Here is a 14,813-nt window from a genome sequence, read left to right as displayed (position 1 = left end):
CGGAACAGCCTGCGAACAAGACGCTGCGACCCGTGACGACCCCCACAATCCACAGCCTCGCGTATCGCGCTCCCCATGTCCCGGCTCATACACGACGAGAGGCCATCGAGATGTCAGTTCTCGATGGCCTCTCGATTTCGGCTCCCGCCGAGGCCGACGACGTCGGCGACCCTCTCCAGCGCCATTGCTGTGCGGGATGGTGTAGTGGCTGCTCAGCCAGCCTATGCCGCGACTCACAGCCGGCGGCAGTGTCGGATGCGACATCTATCGCTCGATTCCCGACAGGAAAAACGCGAGCTGACGACTCAGCGGCGTCGACCGACTGTGGCAAGCGCCGTGCGGGTCACGCCTACAACGAGTGCTTGTCCAGCCAGGCGCGCGCGACATCACTCGGTGCGGCACCGTCGTCCCGGACATTCCGGATCATGGCCGCCAGCTCGTCGGTCGTCAGTTCGCCCGCGACGTAGTCGAGTTTCTTGATCTGCCGCCGGTCGAGCAGTCCTTTGCGGAACAGCGGCAGCACGTTCTCGGCTCGCACGGCGTACTCGTCATCGGACAGCACGGCCAATCCGTCGGTCGCACCGGGCGTCAGTTCGGCGGGACCGCCGAGCAGGCCGACCTGAACCCGGCCTTCCAGCAGCGCTTTCCGCAGTGCGGCGGGATCCGGGAAGGCCACGGTGGCGGCGAAGTCGCACCCGGCGACGCGATCGCTCCCGGCCTGCGGCAGCAGGCCGGGCGTGGCCGCTACGCCGACGGTCAGTCCACCGCAGCGGGGCGCGAGATCACGCACCGAACGCACTCGGTCCTGCGCCGCCGCCTGTGCGGTGAGCAGCACCCGCGGCCGCAGATCGGTGCCGTCGGCGCGATCGGAGACGACCAGCCCCTCGGGCAATGCGGCGCTCACCGCATCTTTCACCTGCTCAGGCAGCCGCGCCGTCGTGTGTTCGTCGAGATGGGCCAGCAGCGCGCCGGTGTGCTCGCCGACCACTTGGACCCGGTCCGCATCGAGCGCGGCGAGGTAGTCCGCGCGGCTGCCCAGTCGCGGGTCCACCGCGGTCCGCACACCGGCGCGCGCGAGCGCGTCCGCATAGATTTCGGCGAGCACGGAGGACTCGATCGAATCACCCGCGCCGACCGTGATCGACGGCTGCGGCTCGTCGTTTCCGCAGGACACGACCAGCGCGACGGAAGCGACGACCAGCAACCGAGCCAGCACCCGCTGTGACGCGGCCAACACCATCCGGCGACACCAACTCTCCGACGACTCGACACGGCCAACAGAAAAACCCGGAAGCGGGCAGTATGGACACCCAGAATGTACCGGCGGCCGCTCGGTGCCGAGACCGCGCCCGCCGTCATGTCGGAAGGACTCTCGTGAAATCCACCCGCACCCCCGGTGCCGCCGCGCACCGGCACCCCGCCGCGCGCGTCGCACTGCGCGGCGCCCGTATCCTCGCCGCCGCGACCGCCCTCGCCGTCGCGATGGCCCTGTCGGCTTGTGGCGATTCCGATCCACTCGCCACAAGCGGCAGCTGTTCGGGAGACGGATTGACCGTCGGTTCGGCGAACTTCCCCGAGTCCGAGACCATCGCCGAGGTGTACGCGGAAGTGTTGCGCGCCAACGGCTTCAGCGTGGATACCAAGCTGGGCATCGGCAGCCGGGAAGCCTACCTTCCCGCCCTGCGGAAGTGCGCCATTTCGGTGATCCCCGAGTACACCGGCAATCTGCTGCAGTACCTGGACAAGAACGCCACCGCCACCAGCGCGGCCGACGTGAACAGCGCGCTCGGCAAGGCGCTCGGTTCCGATCTCGCGATCGGCACGCCCGCGCCCGGCGAGGACTCGGACGCCGTCGTCGTCACCCGCGCCACCGCCCAGCGCTGGAACCTGAGCACGATCGCCGACCTGGCCGCGCACTCGGCCGAGGTGAAATTCGGCGCGCCCGCCGAATTCCAGGAGCGTGCGGGCGGTCTGCCCGGCCTGAAGAAGAACTACAACCTGGATGTCGCGGCGGGCAATTTCGTGCCGATCGCCGACGGGGGCGGTCCCGCGACGGTTCGCGCGCTGGTCGAGGGCCAGGTGACCGCGGCCGATATCTTCACCACCTCGCCCGCCATCCCGCAGAACGACCTCGTGGTGCTGAACGACCCGAAGCACAACTTCCCCCCGCAAAACGTGGTGCCGCTGCTCAACGCGAGCAAGAAGTCGGACAAGGCGCTCGCGGCGCTGAACGCGGTATCCGCGCAGCTGACCACCGCCGAACTGATCAAGCTCAACGAGGCGGTCTCCGGCACCGGCAAGACCGAGCCCAAGGCCGCCGCCGCGGCCTGGGTCGCCGCCAAGGGGCTGAACAAGCCGGTCGGCTAGGGAGGGAGATTCGGTGTCCGATATCGAATTCTCCGGTATCAGCAAGACCTATCCGGACGGCACGCACGCCGTCACCGACCTGGATCTGCGCATCGAGTCCGGGTCGTTCACCGTGTTCGTCGGGCCTTCCGGCTGCGGTAAGACGACCTCGATGCGAATGATCAACCGCATGATCGTGCCCAGCTCGGGGACGATCACCATTGCCGGGCAGGATGTCTCGACCGTCGATCCGGTCCGGCTGCGCCTCGGGATCGGGTACGTCATCCAGAGCGGCGGACTGCTGCCGCACCGGACGGTCGTCGACAATGTCGCGACCGTTCCGGTCCTGCGCGGCGACTCGCGCCGGGCCGCCCGTGCCGCGGCGCTCGAGGTACTCGACCGGGTCGGCTTGGATCGCTCGCTGGCGCAGCGGTATCCGGCGCAACTGTCGGGTGGTCAGCAGCAGCGCGTTGGCGTGGCCCGCGCGCTGGCCGCCGACCCGCCGGTCCTGCTGATGGACGAGCCGTTCAGCGCCGTCGACCCGGTGGTGCGCGCCGAATTGCAGGTCGAAATGCAAAGGTTGCAGGCGGAATTGCACAAGACCATCGTGTTCGTTACACACGACATCGATGAGGCGATCACGCTCGGCGATCGCGTGGCGGTGTTCGGACGCGGCGGAGTGCTCCAGCAGTACGACGCGCCGCAACGCGTGCTCGCCCAGCCCGCCACCGATTTCGTCGCCGACTTCGTCGGCCGCGACCGCGGTTACCGCGGATTGTCCTTCCGGTCCGCGAATGAGATTCCGCTGCACGAGATCCGGACGGCTGTCACGGACGAGGTGCGCGAACTGCGACTCGACGCGGGCGAGTGGGTGCTGGTGGTCGACACCGACCGCAAGCCGGTGGGCTGGATGGACGTCACCGGCGTCGAGGGATTCCGCGCGGGCCGCGCCCTGTCGGACAGCATGTCGGCGGGCGGTTCGCTGTTCACCCCGTCCGGCGACCTGCGCCAAGCGCTGGACGCCGCGATCTCCTCGCCATCCGGAATCGGTGTCGCCGTCGACGGCGCCGGTGCGGTACGCGGCGGAGTGCTGGCCACCGAGGTGCTCGAGCAGTTGGCCGGGCAGCGCGCCCACGAAGACGCCGAACGCAACCGGCACTTCTTCGAAGAACGAGTGCCGTGAACGGACGTGAGCGAGACGGCGTCGTGCACGCCGGAATCCGGAGAGCGGCATGAGATACCTCGTCGAGAACTTCTCGGAGATCATGGGAATCACCGCGACCCACCTCTATCTCGCCCTGGTGCCGCTACTGCTGGGCCTGGTGATCGCGGTCCCGGTCGGCGCGCTGGTGCGGCGAGCGGCGTGGCTGCGCCGGGTCACGGTGACCGCCGCGAGCCTGGCCTACACCGTTCCGTCGCTGGCGCTGTTCGTGATCATTCCTCCGCTCGTCGGCATCTCGGCCATCGACCCGCTGAACGTGATCATCGCGCTCACCATCTATTCCACGGCGCTGCTGGTGATCGCGGTCCCGGCGGCTCTGGACTCGGTGCCCGGCACGGTGCTCGACGCGGCCGACGCGGTGGGCCACGGCCCGCTGCGCCGCACGCTCACCGTGGATATGCCACTTGCCGTGCCGGTCTTCGTATCCAGTCTGCGGGTGGTGGTGGTGACCAATATCGCGATGGTGTCGGTCGGCGCGCTGATCGGCGTCGGCGGGCTCGGCAAACTGTTCACCCAGGGCTACCAGCGCGATTATCCGGACGAGATCATGGCGGGCATCATCGTGACGCTCGCGCTCGCGCTGGTCGCCGACCGGGTGGTGTACGCGCTGGGCCGCTGGTCGACGCCCTGGGTGCGCGCGGACGCCAGGACCGTCAGGGCGAAAGGCACTGCGGCATGAACCTTTTCCTCGACGCCTGGCACTACTTCACCGACGGCGCCAACTGGAGCGGTCCGTCGGGCATCGGGAGCCGCATCGTTCAGCACCTCTGGTACAGCTTCCTGACCGTCGCCGTCTCCGCGGTGATCGCCGTACCGCTCGGCCTGATCATCGGCCACACCCGGCGTGGGGCGGCGGTGCTGGTCGGCTTCGCCAACGCCATGCGCGCGCTGCCCACCCTCGGCCTGTTGACCTTCCTGGTGCTGCTGCTCGGCCTCGGCTTGATACCGCCGCTGCTGGCACTGATCACGGTCGGCATCCCCCCGCTGCTCGCGGGCGCGTACGCGGGAATCGCGAACGTTCCCGCCGACGTCGTGGACGCCTCGCGCGCCATGGGCATGACCGAACGGCAGATCCTGTTCCGAGTGGAGGTGCCCAACGCGCTGCCCATCCTGCTCACCGGGCTGCGCGGCGCGACCCTCCAGGTGGTGGCCACCGCGACGATCGCCGCCTACGTCAACCTCGGCGGCTTGGGCCGCTACATCTTCGACGGCATCAGCCTCTACCGCTACGACCGCGTGCTGGTCGGCGCGCTGCTGGTGGCGGTGCTGGCGATGCTGCTGGACGGGCTGCTGGCCTTCGCGGCGTGGGCCAGCGCGCCGGGAACCGGCCGGTTGCGTCGCCCGACCCCGGCCGCGCAATCTGCTCCGCTATCGACCCAGGACCGAGCCACCGTGCCCAACTAGCTCTCCACGTGTCCGCTCAGTCGTCGGTGACGCGAGGCGCTTACTCGGCCGCGACACGCAAAAGGCGCCCATTCGCGGTCGAATGGGCGCCCTTCGGCTGGCGTGCGGTGGCGTTACGCGACGCCCTCGGCGCGAGCGGCGGCGGCGACCGCTTCGGCGACGGCCGGAGCGACCCGCGGGTCCAGCGGGCTCGGCACGATCTTGTCCGGGCCGAGTTCGTCGGCGACGACGCTGAGGATGGCGTCGGCGGCGGCGATCTTCATGCCCTCGGTGATCCGCCGGGCGCCCGCGTCCAGCGCGCCCTTGAAGACGCCGGGGAACGCGAGCACATTGTTGATCTGGTTCGGGAAATCGCTGCGGCCGGTGGCCACGATCGCGGCGTACTTGCGCGCCACCTCGGGGTGGATCTCCGGGTCCGGGTTGGACATGGCGAACACGATCGCCTCCGGAGCCATCGACGCGATGAGCTCCTCGGCGATCAGACCGGCCGACAGGCCGAGGAACACGTCGGCGCCTGCCAGCGCCTCCGCCGCGCCGCCGGTGAGGCCGCGCGGGTTGGTGCGGGTGGCCAGCTCGGCCTTCACCTCGTTGAGGTCGCCGCGGTCGGCGCCGACGATGCCCTTCGAATCGAGCACGGTCACGTCGCGGACACCGGCGGCCAGCAGGATGTTCGTGCACGCGACACCCGCGGCGCCCGCGCCGGACACCACGACCTTGAGGCCCTCGATGCCGCGGCCCTGCACCTTGGCGGCGCCGTTGAGCGCGGCGAGCACCACGATGGCGGTGCCGTGCTGGTCGTCGTGCATCACGGGGCAGTCGAGCGCCTCGATGACGCGCTTCTCGATCTCGAAGCAGCGCGGCGCGGAGATGTCCTCCAGGTTCACCGCGCCGAAGCTCGGCCGCAGGCGGATCAGCGTCTCGACGATCTCGTCGACGTCCTTGGTGTCCAACACGATCGGGATCGAATTCAGCCCGGCGAACTTCTTGAACAGCGCCGCCTTGCCCTCCATCACCGGAAGCGAGGCGCGCGGGCCGATGTCACCGAGGCCGAGCACGGCGGTGCCGTCGCTGACCACGACCACGAGCCGATCGGTCCAGGTGTAGCGCTTGGCCAGCGCCTCGTCCTCCGCGATCGCGCGGCTGACCTGGGCGACGCCCGGGGTGTAGGCGATCGACAGATCGCGCTGGGTCTCCAGGGGCGCACTGAGTTCGACCGAGAGCTTGCCGCCGAGATGTCCCGCGAAAATTTCGTCGTTTGTGATTTCGGACAAGCTTGCCGTGGAATTCGGTGCATCAGTCACAGGTGACACGATTTCACTCCTGCTCGGGTCGGGCTAAACCGGGGGACGGTTACCACCGGGTAATGGGTATAAGGGGTTTCACGACGCTCATCGGGTGCGCTGACCGGTGCGTTTCGAGCTGGCTGCGAGCGGCGAACGCGACTTGCCGAGTTCTCGATGGCGGGCGCGGCACTGATCCGCGAAGCAGAACCGAGCGGGTGCGCCCGGACAGAACGTGCGGTGCGATCTCGCGGGTCGCGACGGTACGTCGGCGAGGCGGAGACCTCCGTGATTCCCTCACCCGGCGGTGGCGGAGGCAAGGAATCCGACACATTCTGCCAGTCCGGTAGGCAAGTTGCCAAACCGGTTACCCCCTGGGCCGTGTCGCGCTCCATCACCCAACGTTATGGGGCGGGAATTACCCTCAGGTAAGCGGAAACTCCCCGTTCAGCAGTCGCGCGCGGTGAGCGATCGCACCGCTCGGGGCGGCGGCGGTGTGAGTACCAGCGGGCCGAGCGCCGCCCGGCGGCGCTCTGTCAAGCGACGATATCGCGGGGCTGCTCCGGCATCGTCCTCTGCGCGTCCGGGCGCACCCACACGCTGCGCACACCACCGGACATCAGTCGCGTCCGCCAGGTGTCGGACGCGCCGGGATGATCGGTCCTGCGGTGCATGCCGCGGCTCTCCGTGCGCGTCAGCGCGCTGTATTTGGTCCAGCGCGCCACCGCGAGCAGCGCGGCGGCCTGCCGGGCCCGCAGCAGGTCGGCGCCGCTGCCGCCGAGGTCGAATTCCGCCCCGGGCCACATGCCGTCGAGTTCGCCGATGCTGTCGCGCAGGCTGCCCGCGCTGCGCCAGTAGCTGCGCCGCAACGGCAGAGTGTGCTCTTGGACGAGGCCGACCACCGCCCTCGGATCGATCCGCGCCACGGCGTTGAGCCCGGCTCCGGTCACCTCGCGCGCCGGGGCACGCCGGTCCGTCGTCCGGGCGAATTTCGCCGCGCCCGCGCCCGCCCAGACGCCGGAAGCGATCGCCCACGCCGCGCTCAGTCCGCCGAATCCGCTCACCGCGCCGGTGAGCGGCTCGCGACTGACCACGTCGCCCGCGGCGAACAGGCCCGCGACGGTGGTCGCGCATTCCGGTCCGGTGACGCGCAGTCCGCCGGTGCCGCGCACGGTGCCCTCCAGCACGGCGCGCAGCGGCACCCGTTCGGCACGGTCGACGAAGCCATGGCGCGCCAGCCGGGACCGGAGGGCCACCGGTACGTCGTCCAGGGCGGCGAAAACGCGCTGACCATCGGCGATGGCCGCGAGCGCCGCCGAGCGATGCCCGGGCAGCTCGACGCCGGATTCGTCGTAGAGCGGGGCGTACCGCAAGGCGAGATTCCGCAGCGCGGTCGGCTCGGCCTTGCCTGGCGGAATCAGGCTGTAGGCGCAGGAGAACTCCATCCCGGACAGCTCGGCGCCCGCTTCCACGGCGAACAACAGACCGTCGCCGGTGTCCACGTCGGTGCCCGCCGCCCCGGACAGGAACGCGCAGCCACCGGTGGCCACCACGACCGCACCCGCGCGCACGGTCCAGCGCCCGAACCCGTCGTGGGGGCGCAGTCCGGTGGCGCCGCGCACTACGCCGTCGCGGTCGACCAGCAGTTGCAACGCCGGGTGATGATCGAGTACCCGGACCCCAGCTTCCCGCACCGCGCGGCGCATTCGCCGCAGGTAGCGAGCACCGTCGAGATAGCTGCGCCGCCTGGCCGGACCCGCGGGGTCACCGGCGATGTGATAGCCCCAGCGGGCCAATTGCTCGACCCGCTGATGACTTTCCTCGAGCACGCGGTGCATCCAGTCCGGATCACCCAGCGCGCCGCCGTGCGCGTGCCCGCGCCGGACCGCCTCGTCCCGCGCCGGGCCGGGCGGAAGGTGCCACAGCGAGATCGCGCCGTACGCCGTCGGCCCGCTCGACCCGCAGCGCGCCTTGTCGACGAGCACCACGGTGGCGCCGGCCGCGGCGGCCGAGACGGCCGCCCAGGTACCGGCGGGACCACCGCCGAGTACCAGTACATCCGTCTCGAGTTCGGTCATAAAGAAAAATGTTCGGGCACAATTCATCGGCCCGCAACCAAAACTCGGGAGTCAGCTCCACCATTGCGTCCACAGCAATAGTCCAGCAGCCAGAAAAACGATCATCGAACCGGTAAAGGCGGCCGAACCACGATGCCGGTCCGAATATATCTGCGCCGCCAGGGCGACCACCGCGGCCGCCACGTGCCAGGCCACCGATTCGGCACCGGGACCAGGGAAGCCGCGCCGCTGCGCGATGACCGCGGCGCCGACCACGACCAGCATGCCCACCACGACGCCACCGGCGACGACGCCGCTGAGGCCGCGCACGAATCTCACGCGGCGATCACCGGCACGCCGGAGGCCTTGCCCACCAGCTTCTCGAATTGCGTTGCGTCGGTGGTGAACTCGCCGAGCCGAATGGTCTTGTTTGTGCCGTGATAGTCCGATGAACCGGTGGTGAGCAGGCCGAGTTCCGCGGCGAGATCGGTGAGCAGCTCGCGGTCGGCCGCGGAGTGGTCCGGGTGCGCGATCTCCAGGCCGCCGAGCCCGAGCGCGGCCAGCTCCCGGATGTCGTCGACGGCGAGCAGCCTGCCCCGCTTGCGCGCCCTGGTGTGCGCCAGCACGCTGACTCCGCCCGCGGTGGCGATCATCTGCACCGCGCGACGCAGCGGGGTGTCGGCCTTCTCGGCGTAGTAGGGACCGTGCGGGGCGAGCAATTCGTCGAACGCCGCGTCCACGCTGGGCACCACGCCCGCGGCGACCAGCGCCCGGGCCAGATGCGGGCGCCCGGCCGACGGCCCAGCCGAGGCCAGCACGGCGTCCGGATCGATCGGCAGTCCGTCGGCCGCCATCCGCTCGGCCATGGCGCGCAGCCGTTCCACCCGTTCGGCGCGCAGCCGCTCACGTTCCTCGGCGAAGCCGCGATGGGTCGGGTCGAACAGGTAAGCCAGCAAATGTACGGGCACCGGCCAGCCATCCTCCCCCAGGCCGACGCAGGACATCTCCATGCCGCGGACCAGCGTCAGCCCCTTCGGCAGCGCGTCGACCGCTTCCGACCATCCGGCCGTGGTGTCGTGATCGGTGATCGCGACGACGTCCAGGCCCGCGGCGGCCGCGTTCCGTACGAGTTCCGCCGGAGTATCGGTGCCGTCGGACGCGGTCGAATGGGTATGCAGGTCGATGCGCACGCCTTCAAGTCTTACAGTGCTGCGCCGTCCCCCCGCACGCGCAGGCGACGTTCCGCCGGCCTGCGGCGACGTAGCATCGTCAGCGTGCCGTCCTTTTCTCCGCTTTCCTCGCTTCGTGGATCCGGCCGGACGCCGTCGCAGTCCGAGCAGCGGTTCATCCCGGTTCCGACGGCGCAGGCGATCGTCGACTGCGCCGTGTACGTGGACGGAAAGCGTCTGCCCGGACGGTTCACCCACAAGGCCGCACTCGCGCGAGCCCGCGAGGAGCCGAACGGGTTCGTCTGGGTGGGCCTGCACGATCCCGACCAGACGCAGATGGAAGACATCGCCGCGACGTTCGGCCTGCACCAGCTCGCCACCGACGACGCCCTGCAACGGCACCAGCGGCCGAAACTGGAGCGCTACGACGATTCGCTGCTGCTGGTGTTGCGCACGGTCAGCTACGTCCCGCACGAGATGAACAGTGTCAGCGAGATCGTGGAGACCGGCGAGATCATCGTGTTCACCGGTCCCGACTTCGTGGTCGCCGTCCGGCACGGTGAGCACTCCGGACTGGCCGAGGTACGCAAGGCGCTGGAGGAGGACTCCGCGCAGCTGGCCCTCGGACCGGGCGCGGTGCTGCACGCGATCGCCGACCGGATCGTGGACTCCTACATCGACGTGGCCCAGTCGGTCGAGAACGACATCGACGAGATGGAAGAGGAGATCTTCACCCCGCGCAGCAAGGTCACGGTGGAATCCATCTACCAGCTCAAGCGCGAGGTGGTCGAGCTGCGGCGCGCGGTGAATCCGCTCGCCGCGCCGCTGGAACAGCTCAGCCGCAAAACCGATCTGCCGGTGCCGAAGGAGGTCCGGCGCTACCTGCGCGATGTCGCCGAGCATCACGCCGCCGTGGCCGAGCGGATCAACGACTTCGACGAGGCGCTCAGCGCGCTGATCAGCGCCGCGCTGGCCCGGATCGGCGTGCAGCAGAACACGGATATGCGCAAGATATCGGCCTGGGTGGCGATCGCTGCCGTGCCGACGATGATCGCGGGCATCTACGGAATGAACTTCGACCACATGCCCGAACTGCACCAGGTCTGGGGTTATCCGATGGTGTGGGTGCTCATCCTCGCCATCTGCACCGGCTTGTTCTTCACCTTCCGCCGCAACAAGTGGCTGTAGCCGGGCTGGGCATCACAAGCTGGCGGCGCCGCGCCTCGGGTCGCGCACATCGATGCCCGCCTCCTGCCAGGCCTCCCGCAACGCCTGCGCGCCCCGCACCCGGACCCAGGCCGCCTCGGTCGCGGTCACCGGCGTCACCGCGAAGTACCGCACCGGCTCGGCCGGCTCGGGCAGCGGCACCTCGGGAATGTCGCTCTCACCGAGCAGAACCGCGGTGAACGGCGCGTCGCGCCACATCGGCTCACCCAGATCCATCAGCGCGTCCGCTTGCAGCACAACACCTTCCACGACCGGCGCCGCGGCGAGCACGCCGAGCGACTTGGCCAGGCCCGAGCTGGCTCCCACACCGGACCGCAACGTCAGCACGAGTTCCGCGCGCGGGCCGCGCACCGGGTCGGCGTGCACCGCGGTGGGATCGCCCATGGGATGCCTGCTGCCGCCCAGCGTCACGTAGTGCACCAGATCGTCCTCGACGATGCGCAGGATCTCGATCGGCTCCAAGCCCAGAAAAGTAACCGACGCGGCGTCGACGTTCGCGGCGTCCACACCGAAATGGCCCAGCACCTCGGTGCGGACCGTCTCCAGCACTTCCATACGTCAGATCGCCAGCCGCGCGAGCATGTCCCGTGCCTGCTCGGCCGACTTCGGATCGCACAGCACGTCGTAGCGGCCAGCCACCAATTGCATGGTGGACGCGAAGTCGCGCTGACCCCTGGTCGCCGCGTACGGGATCGAGGTCGAGATCAGGCCGAAGATGATGCCGCCGACCAAGCCGACGATCAGCGGGCCCAGCGCGCCGCTGGTGGTGAACAGGCTCAGCAGCAGACCGAGGAACAGGCCGAGCCAGGCGCCAGACACCACGCCGCCGCCGATCACCTTGCCCCAGGTCAGCCGGTAGAGAACCCGCTCGACCTGCATCAAGTCGACACCGACGATGGTCACGTCCTGCACCGGGAACTGGTTGTCGGCCAGATAGTCGACCGCCTTCTGCGCCTCGGCGTAGGTCGGGTAGGAGCCGACCGGCCAGCCCGACGGAGGCGTCGGGAGGGCCTGCCGCGCACGGCTCGAGTTCCCCAAGGGATTCGTCATAGTTCCATTCTGCTATTCCGACGCATCCCGCGGTGGTGTGAAACGCGTGGTGCGCGTCATTCCGGCGGCGCGGCCCTTTTCCGCGATCACCTGGGCCATCTTGGCGCTGGCCTCGTCGATCATCTCCTCGCCGAGCATCACCGCGCCGCGGGCGCCGCCCGCCGCCGAGGTGTGGAAGGCATAGGCGTCCAGGATCTCCTCGGCGCGGTCGTAGTCCGATTGCCGCGGGCTGAAGATCTCGTTGGCCGCCTCGATCTGACCGGGGTGCAGCACCCACTTGCCGTCGAACCCGAGCGCGGCTGTGCGCGCGGCGGCTCGGCGGAAGCCGTCCACATCCCGGATCTGCAGGTACGGGCCGTCGATCGCCTGGAGGCCGTGGGCGCGGGCGGCGAGCAGGATGGTCATCAGGATGTGGTGGTAGGCGTCGCCGGTGTCGTAGCCCTCCGGCTGTTCGCCGACCACCAACGTGCGCATGTTGATGCTGGCCATGAGGTCCGCCGGGCCGAAGACCAGGGTCTGCACCCGGGGACTCGCGGTGGCGATCGCGTCGATGTCGCGCAGTCCCACAGCGTTCTCGATCTGCGGCTCGATGCCGATCCGTCCGACGTCCAAGCCGCAGGTCTTCTCCAGCTGGGTCAGCAGCAGGTCCAGCGCGCGCACCTGGCCCGCGTCGGTCACCTTGGGCAGCAGGATCGCGTCCAGCCGCGCGCCCGCGCCCTCGACCACGGAAATGACGTCGGCGTAGGTCCATTCGGTGGTCCAGTCATTCACCCGGACCACCCGCAGTTGCGTTCCCCACCCGGAGTCGTTCAGCGCCGCGACGATGTTCGCCCGCGCCTCGGCCTTCGCGACCGGCGCGACCGCGTCCTCCAGATCGAGGAACACCTCGTCGACGGGCAACGTCTTGGCCTTCTCGATCATCTTCGGGTTGCTGCCCGGGCACGCGAGCACCGAACGGCGTGGCTTCATGATCACTCCCGTCGATCGTGGCGGGATGCGAACACCCGCGCGCGAACATCTAGCCTTGGCAGCATGGCAGCTACCAGGGTGTACGTCGCCAGGCTGGCCGGTTTGGCGGTACTGGGACCGGACGGGGAGTCTATCGGCCGGATTCGTGACGTCGTCGTGGCCGTGCGGTCCGACCGCCAGCAGCCCCGCGTGCACGGCCTGGTCGTCGAACTGCCCACCCGGCGGCGCATTTTCGTGCCGATCCTGCGGATCACCGCGATCGAGCCCGGCGTGGTCACGCTGAACACCGGAACGGTCAGCCTGCGCCGTTTCACCCAGCGACCGGGCGAGATGCTCGCCTTGGCGCAGATCGTCGACTCGATGGTGCGGGTCGATGACCCCGACCTGCCCGACCTGGCCGGCGTGGACGTCCACGTGGCCGATCTCGGCATCGAACAGGCGCGTTCCAGGGATTGGCTGGTCAGCAGGGTGGCCGTGCGCGGGCACCGCAGGCTTGGCCGCAGGCGCACGGTGCACGTGGTGGACTGGACCAGGGTGTCCGGCCTGACGCCCCACGAGATCGGCAGGCCGGGACAGGACGTGACGCAACTGCTCGAACGGTTCGAGGGCATGCGCGCGGCCGACGTGGCGCAGCAACTGCGCGAGCTGCCGGAGAAACGGCGGATCGAGGTGGCCGTCGCGCTGGACGACGAACGTCTGGCCGACGTGGTGCAGGAACTGCCCGACGACGAGCAGGTCGAGTTGCTCAGCCACCTGGAGGTGCGCCGGGCCGCCGACGTACTGGAGGCGATGGACCCCGACGACGCCGCCGACCTGCTGGGCGAACTGCCCGAGGGCGAAGCCGAATCGCTGCTCGCCCTGATGGACCCGCAAGAGTCCGAGCCGGTGCGCAGGCTGCTCGAGCACTCCCCTTACAGCGCGGGCGGCTTGATGACGCCCAAGCCGGTCATTCTCACCCCCTCCACGACGGTGGCCGAAGCTCTGGCGCGCGTGCGCAACCCGGACCTCACTCCCGCGCTGGCCTCCATGGTGTTCGTGGTCCGTCCGCCCACCGCTACGCCGACCGGCCGCTACCTCGGTTCGGTGCACATCCAGCAGTTGCTGCGCGAACCACCTGCCCACCTGGTGGGCGGGATCCTCGACACCGATCTGTCGACGTTGCGTCCCGAACTGCCTCTGGCCGCGGTGACCCGGTACTTCGCGACCTACAACCTGGTCTGCGGACCGGTGGTGGACGAGGAGAATCACCTGCTCGGCGCGGTCAGCGTCGACGACGTCCTCGACCACCTGCTGCCCGAGGACTGGCGCGACCAGGAAGAGACCGACGAACGGGGCGGAGCGTGAGCCCGCACGACCCCGCGCACGCCCGAAAGGACACACCGTGAGCGAGAACGACCCGGGCGTGCGGCTCGGTCACAGCAGGGCCCGCCAACGGCTGGAGACGCCGGTGGAAAGCCGGTTCCGATTGGAATGGGACGCCGAGGCTTTGGCCCGCAGCAGCGAGCGGGTGGCACGATTCCTGGGGACCGGTCGGTATTTAGCGGTCCAGACGATCGTGGTGGTGGTCTGGATCCTGGTGAACATCTTCGTGGTCACGCTGCGCTGGGACCCGTATCCGTTCATCCTGCTGAACTTGGCGTTCTCCACTCAGGCCGCCTACGCGGCGCCGCTGATCCTGTTGGCGCAGAACAGGCAGGACAACCGGGACCGGGTCGCCCTGGAGGAGGACCGGGTGCGGGCCGCTCAGACCAAGGCGGACACCGAGTTCCTGGCCCGGGAACTCGCATCGCTGCGCATCGCGGTCGGCGAAGTGGCCACGCGCGATTACCTGCGCCGGGAATTGGAAGAGCTGAAAGAAATTCTGGACCGCATGGAGTACGCGGAATCCCCGGATCCGGAGAGCCGGACGGACAGCGCCGGAAAGGGCGGCCGCAAGAAAAGCTTCGGCCGAAAGCCCGCTCCGGCATCGGTTTCACCGTCGGTAACCAGTGATCAACCGGAAATACCGAATAAGGACCTGACTGGTGGGTAACCTGGACAACGTTGTCCAGAGCGGCCTGGGCAGGGGATGTCCCGGACGGCCGCTCCC

The 14,813-nt window shown here is 69.3% G+C and carries 15 protein-coding genes; 7 read left to right on the top strand and 8 right to left on the bottom strand.

Annotation, left to right across the window (positions count from 1 at the left end; translation table 11 throughout):
- Positions 1-349: 349 nt before the first annotated feature.
- Positions 350-1,240: a glycine betaine ABC transporter substrate-binding protein gene (locus ACL03I_RS21050; RefSeq protein WP_412806780.1), complete on the bottom strand. Its 891-nt coding sequence runs from the start codon at positions 1,238-1,240 to the stop codon at positions 350-352.
- Positions 1,241-1,482: 242 nt separating this feature from the next.
- Here ACL03I_RS21050 and ACL03I_RS21045 point away from each other — a divergent pair, with 242 nt between their 5' ends.
- The 4 genes from ACL03I_RS21045 to ACL03I_RS21030 are packed head-to-tail and all read left to right on the top strand — an operon-like array spanning position 1,483 to position 4,972.
- Positions 1,483-2,367 (top strand): ABC transporter substrate-binding protein, encoded by an 885-nt coding sequence (locus ACL03I_RS21045; RefSeq protein ID WP_412806844.1) that lies wholly within the window; start codon positions 1,483-1,485, stop codon positions 2,365-2,367.
- A gap of 13 nt (positions 2,368-2,380) precedes the next feature.
- Entirely contained in the window at positions 2,381-3,529 is a 1,149-nt protein-coding gene (locus tag ACL03I_RS21040; RefSeq protein ID WP_356969741.1) for an ABC transporter ATP-binding protein, read from the top strand.
- A gap of 49 nt (positions 3,530-3,578) precedes the next feature.
- On the top strand, positions 3,579-4,247 hold the full coding sequence (locus ACL03I_RS21035; protein ID WP_412806779.1) for an ABC transporter permease: 669 nt from the start codon (positions 3,579-3,581) through the stop codon (positions 4,245-4,247).
- Positions 4,244-4,972: an ABC transporter permease gene (locus ACL03I_RS21030; RefSeq protein ID WP_412806778.1), complete on the top strand. Its 729-nt coding sequence runs from the start codon at positions 4,244-4,246 to the stop codon at positions 4,970-4,972. Before ACL03I_RS21035 ends, ACL03I_RS21030 begins: the two co-directional genes overlap by 4 nt.
- A 113-nt stretch (positions 4,973-5,085) precedes the next feature.
- Here ACL03I_RS21030 and ACL03I_RS21025 read toward each other — a convergent pair whose 3' ends face one another.
- The 4 genes from ACL03I_RS21025 to ACL03I_RS21010 form a co-directional block, all read right to left on the bottom strand.
- Positions 5,086-6,282, bottom strand: a complete 1,197-nt coding sequence (locus ACL03I_RS21025) for an NAD(P)-dependent malic enzyme (RefSeq protein ID WP_397280326.1) — start codon at positions 6,280-6,282, stop codon at positions 5,086-5,088.
- Between the two features lie 506 nt (positions 6,283-6,788).
- Positions 6,789-8,330, bottom strand: a complete 1,542-nt coding sequence (locus tag ACL03I_RS21020; protein WP_355077347.1) for an FAD-binding protein — start codon at positions 8,328-8,330, stop codon at positions 6,789-6,791.
- 51 nt (positions 8,331-8,381) lie between these two features.
- Complete coding sequence (locus ACL03I_RS21015; RefSeq protein ID WP_355077348.1) at positions 8,382-8,648, bottom strand: hypothetical protein; 267 nt, start codon at positions 8,646-8,648, stop codon at positions 8,382-8,384.
- Entirely contained in the window at positions 8,645-9,499 is an 855-nt protein-coding gene (locus tag ACL03I_RS21010) for a PHP domain-containing protein (RefSeq protein ID WP_355077350.1), read from the bottom strand. The genes ACL03I_RS21015 and ACL03I_RS21010 overlap by 4 nt, the downstream gene beginning before the upstream one ends.
- Positions 9,500-9,574: 75 nt before the next feature.
- Between ACL03I_RS21010 and ACL03I_RS21005 the strand changes: the two genes are divergently transcribed.
- Entirely contained in the window at positions 9,575-10,666 is a 1,092-nt protein-coding gene (locus ACL03I_RS21005; RefSeq protein WP_355077388.1) for a magnesium and cobalt transport protein CorA, read from the top strand.
- A 12-nt stretch (positions 10,667-10,678) separates the two neighbouring features.
- On the opposite strand, the gene ACL03I_RS21000 is transcribed toward ACL03I_RS21005, so the two are convergent.
- Genes ACL03I_RS21000 through ACL03I_RS20990 form a run of 3 tightly spaced genes read right to left on the bottom strand, consistent with a single transcriptional unit; the run spans position 10,679 to position 12,724 of the window.
- On the bottom strand, positions 10,679-11,260 hold the full coding sequence (locus ACL03I_RS21000) for a suppressor of fused domain protein (RefSeq protein ID WP_355077352.1): 582 nt from the start codon (positions 11,258-11,260) through the stop codon (positions 10,679-10,681).
- A gap of 3 nt (positions 11,261-11,263) precedes the next feature.
- Positions 11,264-11,755, bottom strand: coding sequence for a YflT domain-containing protein (locus ACL03I_RS20995; RefSeq protein WP_039800517.1), 492 nt, complete (start codon positions 11,753-11,755; stop codon positions 11,264-11,266).
- Between the two features lie 12 nt (positions 11,756-11,767).
- On the bottom strand, positions 11,768-12,724 hold the full coding sequence (locus ACL03I_RS20990) for an HpcH/HpaI aldolase/citrate lyase family protein (protein ID WP_412806777.1): 957 nt from the start codon (positions 12,722-12,724) through the stop codon (positions 11,768-11,770).
- A gap of 63 nt (positions 12,725-12,787) precedes the next feature.
- Here ACL03I_RS20990 and ACL03I_RS20985 point away from each other — a divergent pair, with 63 nt between their 5' ends.
- Positions 12,788-14,068, top strand: a complete 1,281-nt coding sequence (locus ACL03I_RS20985; RefSeq protein WP_355077356.1) for a magnesium transporter MgtE N-terminal domain-containing protein — start codon at positions 12,788-12,790, stop codon at positions 14,066-14,068.
- 58 nt (positions 14,069-14,126) lie between these two features.
- A complete protein-coding gene (locus tag ACL03I_RS20980) occupies positions 14,127-14,756 on the top strand; it encodes a DUF1003 domain-containing protein (RefSeq protein WP_379254962.1) in 630 nt (209 codons plus the stop codon).
- Positions 14,757-14,813: the final 57 nt, after the last annotated feature.

Source organism: Nocardia sichangensis, from assembly GCF_047200615.1.
Lineage (GTDB): Bacteria > Actinomycetota > Actinomycetes > Mycobacteriales > Mycobacteriaceae > Nocardia > Nocardia sichangensis.
This window is presented reverse-complemented; position numbering and strand designations above follow the sequence as displayed.

Excerpts from the sequence above, each read along its gene's own strand:
- ACL03I_RS21020 (WP_355077347.1), bottom strand. The coding sequence starts at position 8,330 with ATGACCGAACTCGAGACGGATGTACTGGTACTCGGCGGTGGTCCCGCC.
- ACL03I_RS21030 (WP_412806778.1), top strand. The coding sequence starts at position 4,244 with ATGAACCTTTTCCTCGACGCCTGGCACTACTTCACCGACGGCGCCAAC.
- ACL03I_RS21000 (WP_355077352.1), bottom strand. The coding sequence starts at position 11,260 with ATGGAAGTGCTGGAGACGGTCCGCACCGAGGTGCTGGGCCATTTCGGT.
- ACL03I_RS21045 (WP_412806844.1), top strand. The coding sequence starts at position 1,483 with ATGGCCCTGTCGGCTTGTGGCGATTCCGATCCACTCGCCACAAGCGGC.
- ACL03I_RS20985 (WP_355077356.1), top strand. The coding sequence starts at position 12,788 with ATGGCAGCTACCAGGGTGTACGTCGCCAGGCTGGCCGGTTTGGCGGTA.
- ACL03I_RS20995 (WP_039800517.1), bottom strand. The coding sequence starts at position 11,755 with ATGACGAATCCCTTGGGGAACTCGAGCCGTGCGCGGCAGGCCCTCCCG.
- ACL03I_RS21035 (WP_412806779.1), top strand. The coding sequence starts at position 3,579 with ATGAGATACCTCGTCGAGAACTTCTCGGAGATCATGGGAATCACCGCG.
- ACL03I_RS21050 (WP_412806780.1), bottom strand. The coding sequence starts at position 1,240 with ATGGTGTTGGCCGCGTCACAGCGGGTGCTGGCTCGGTTGCTGGTCGTC.
- ACL03I_RS20990 (WP_412806777.1), bottom strand. The coding sequence starts at position 12,724 with ATGAAGCCACGCCGTTCGGTGCTCGCGTGCCCGGGCAGCAACCCGAAG.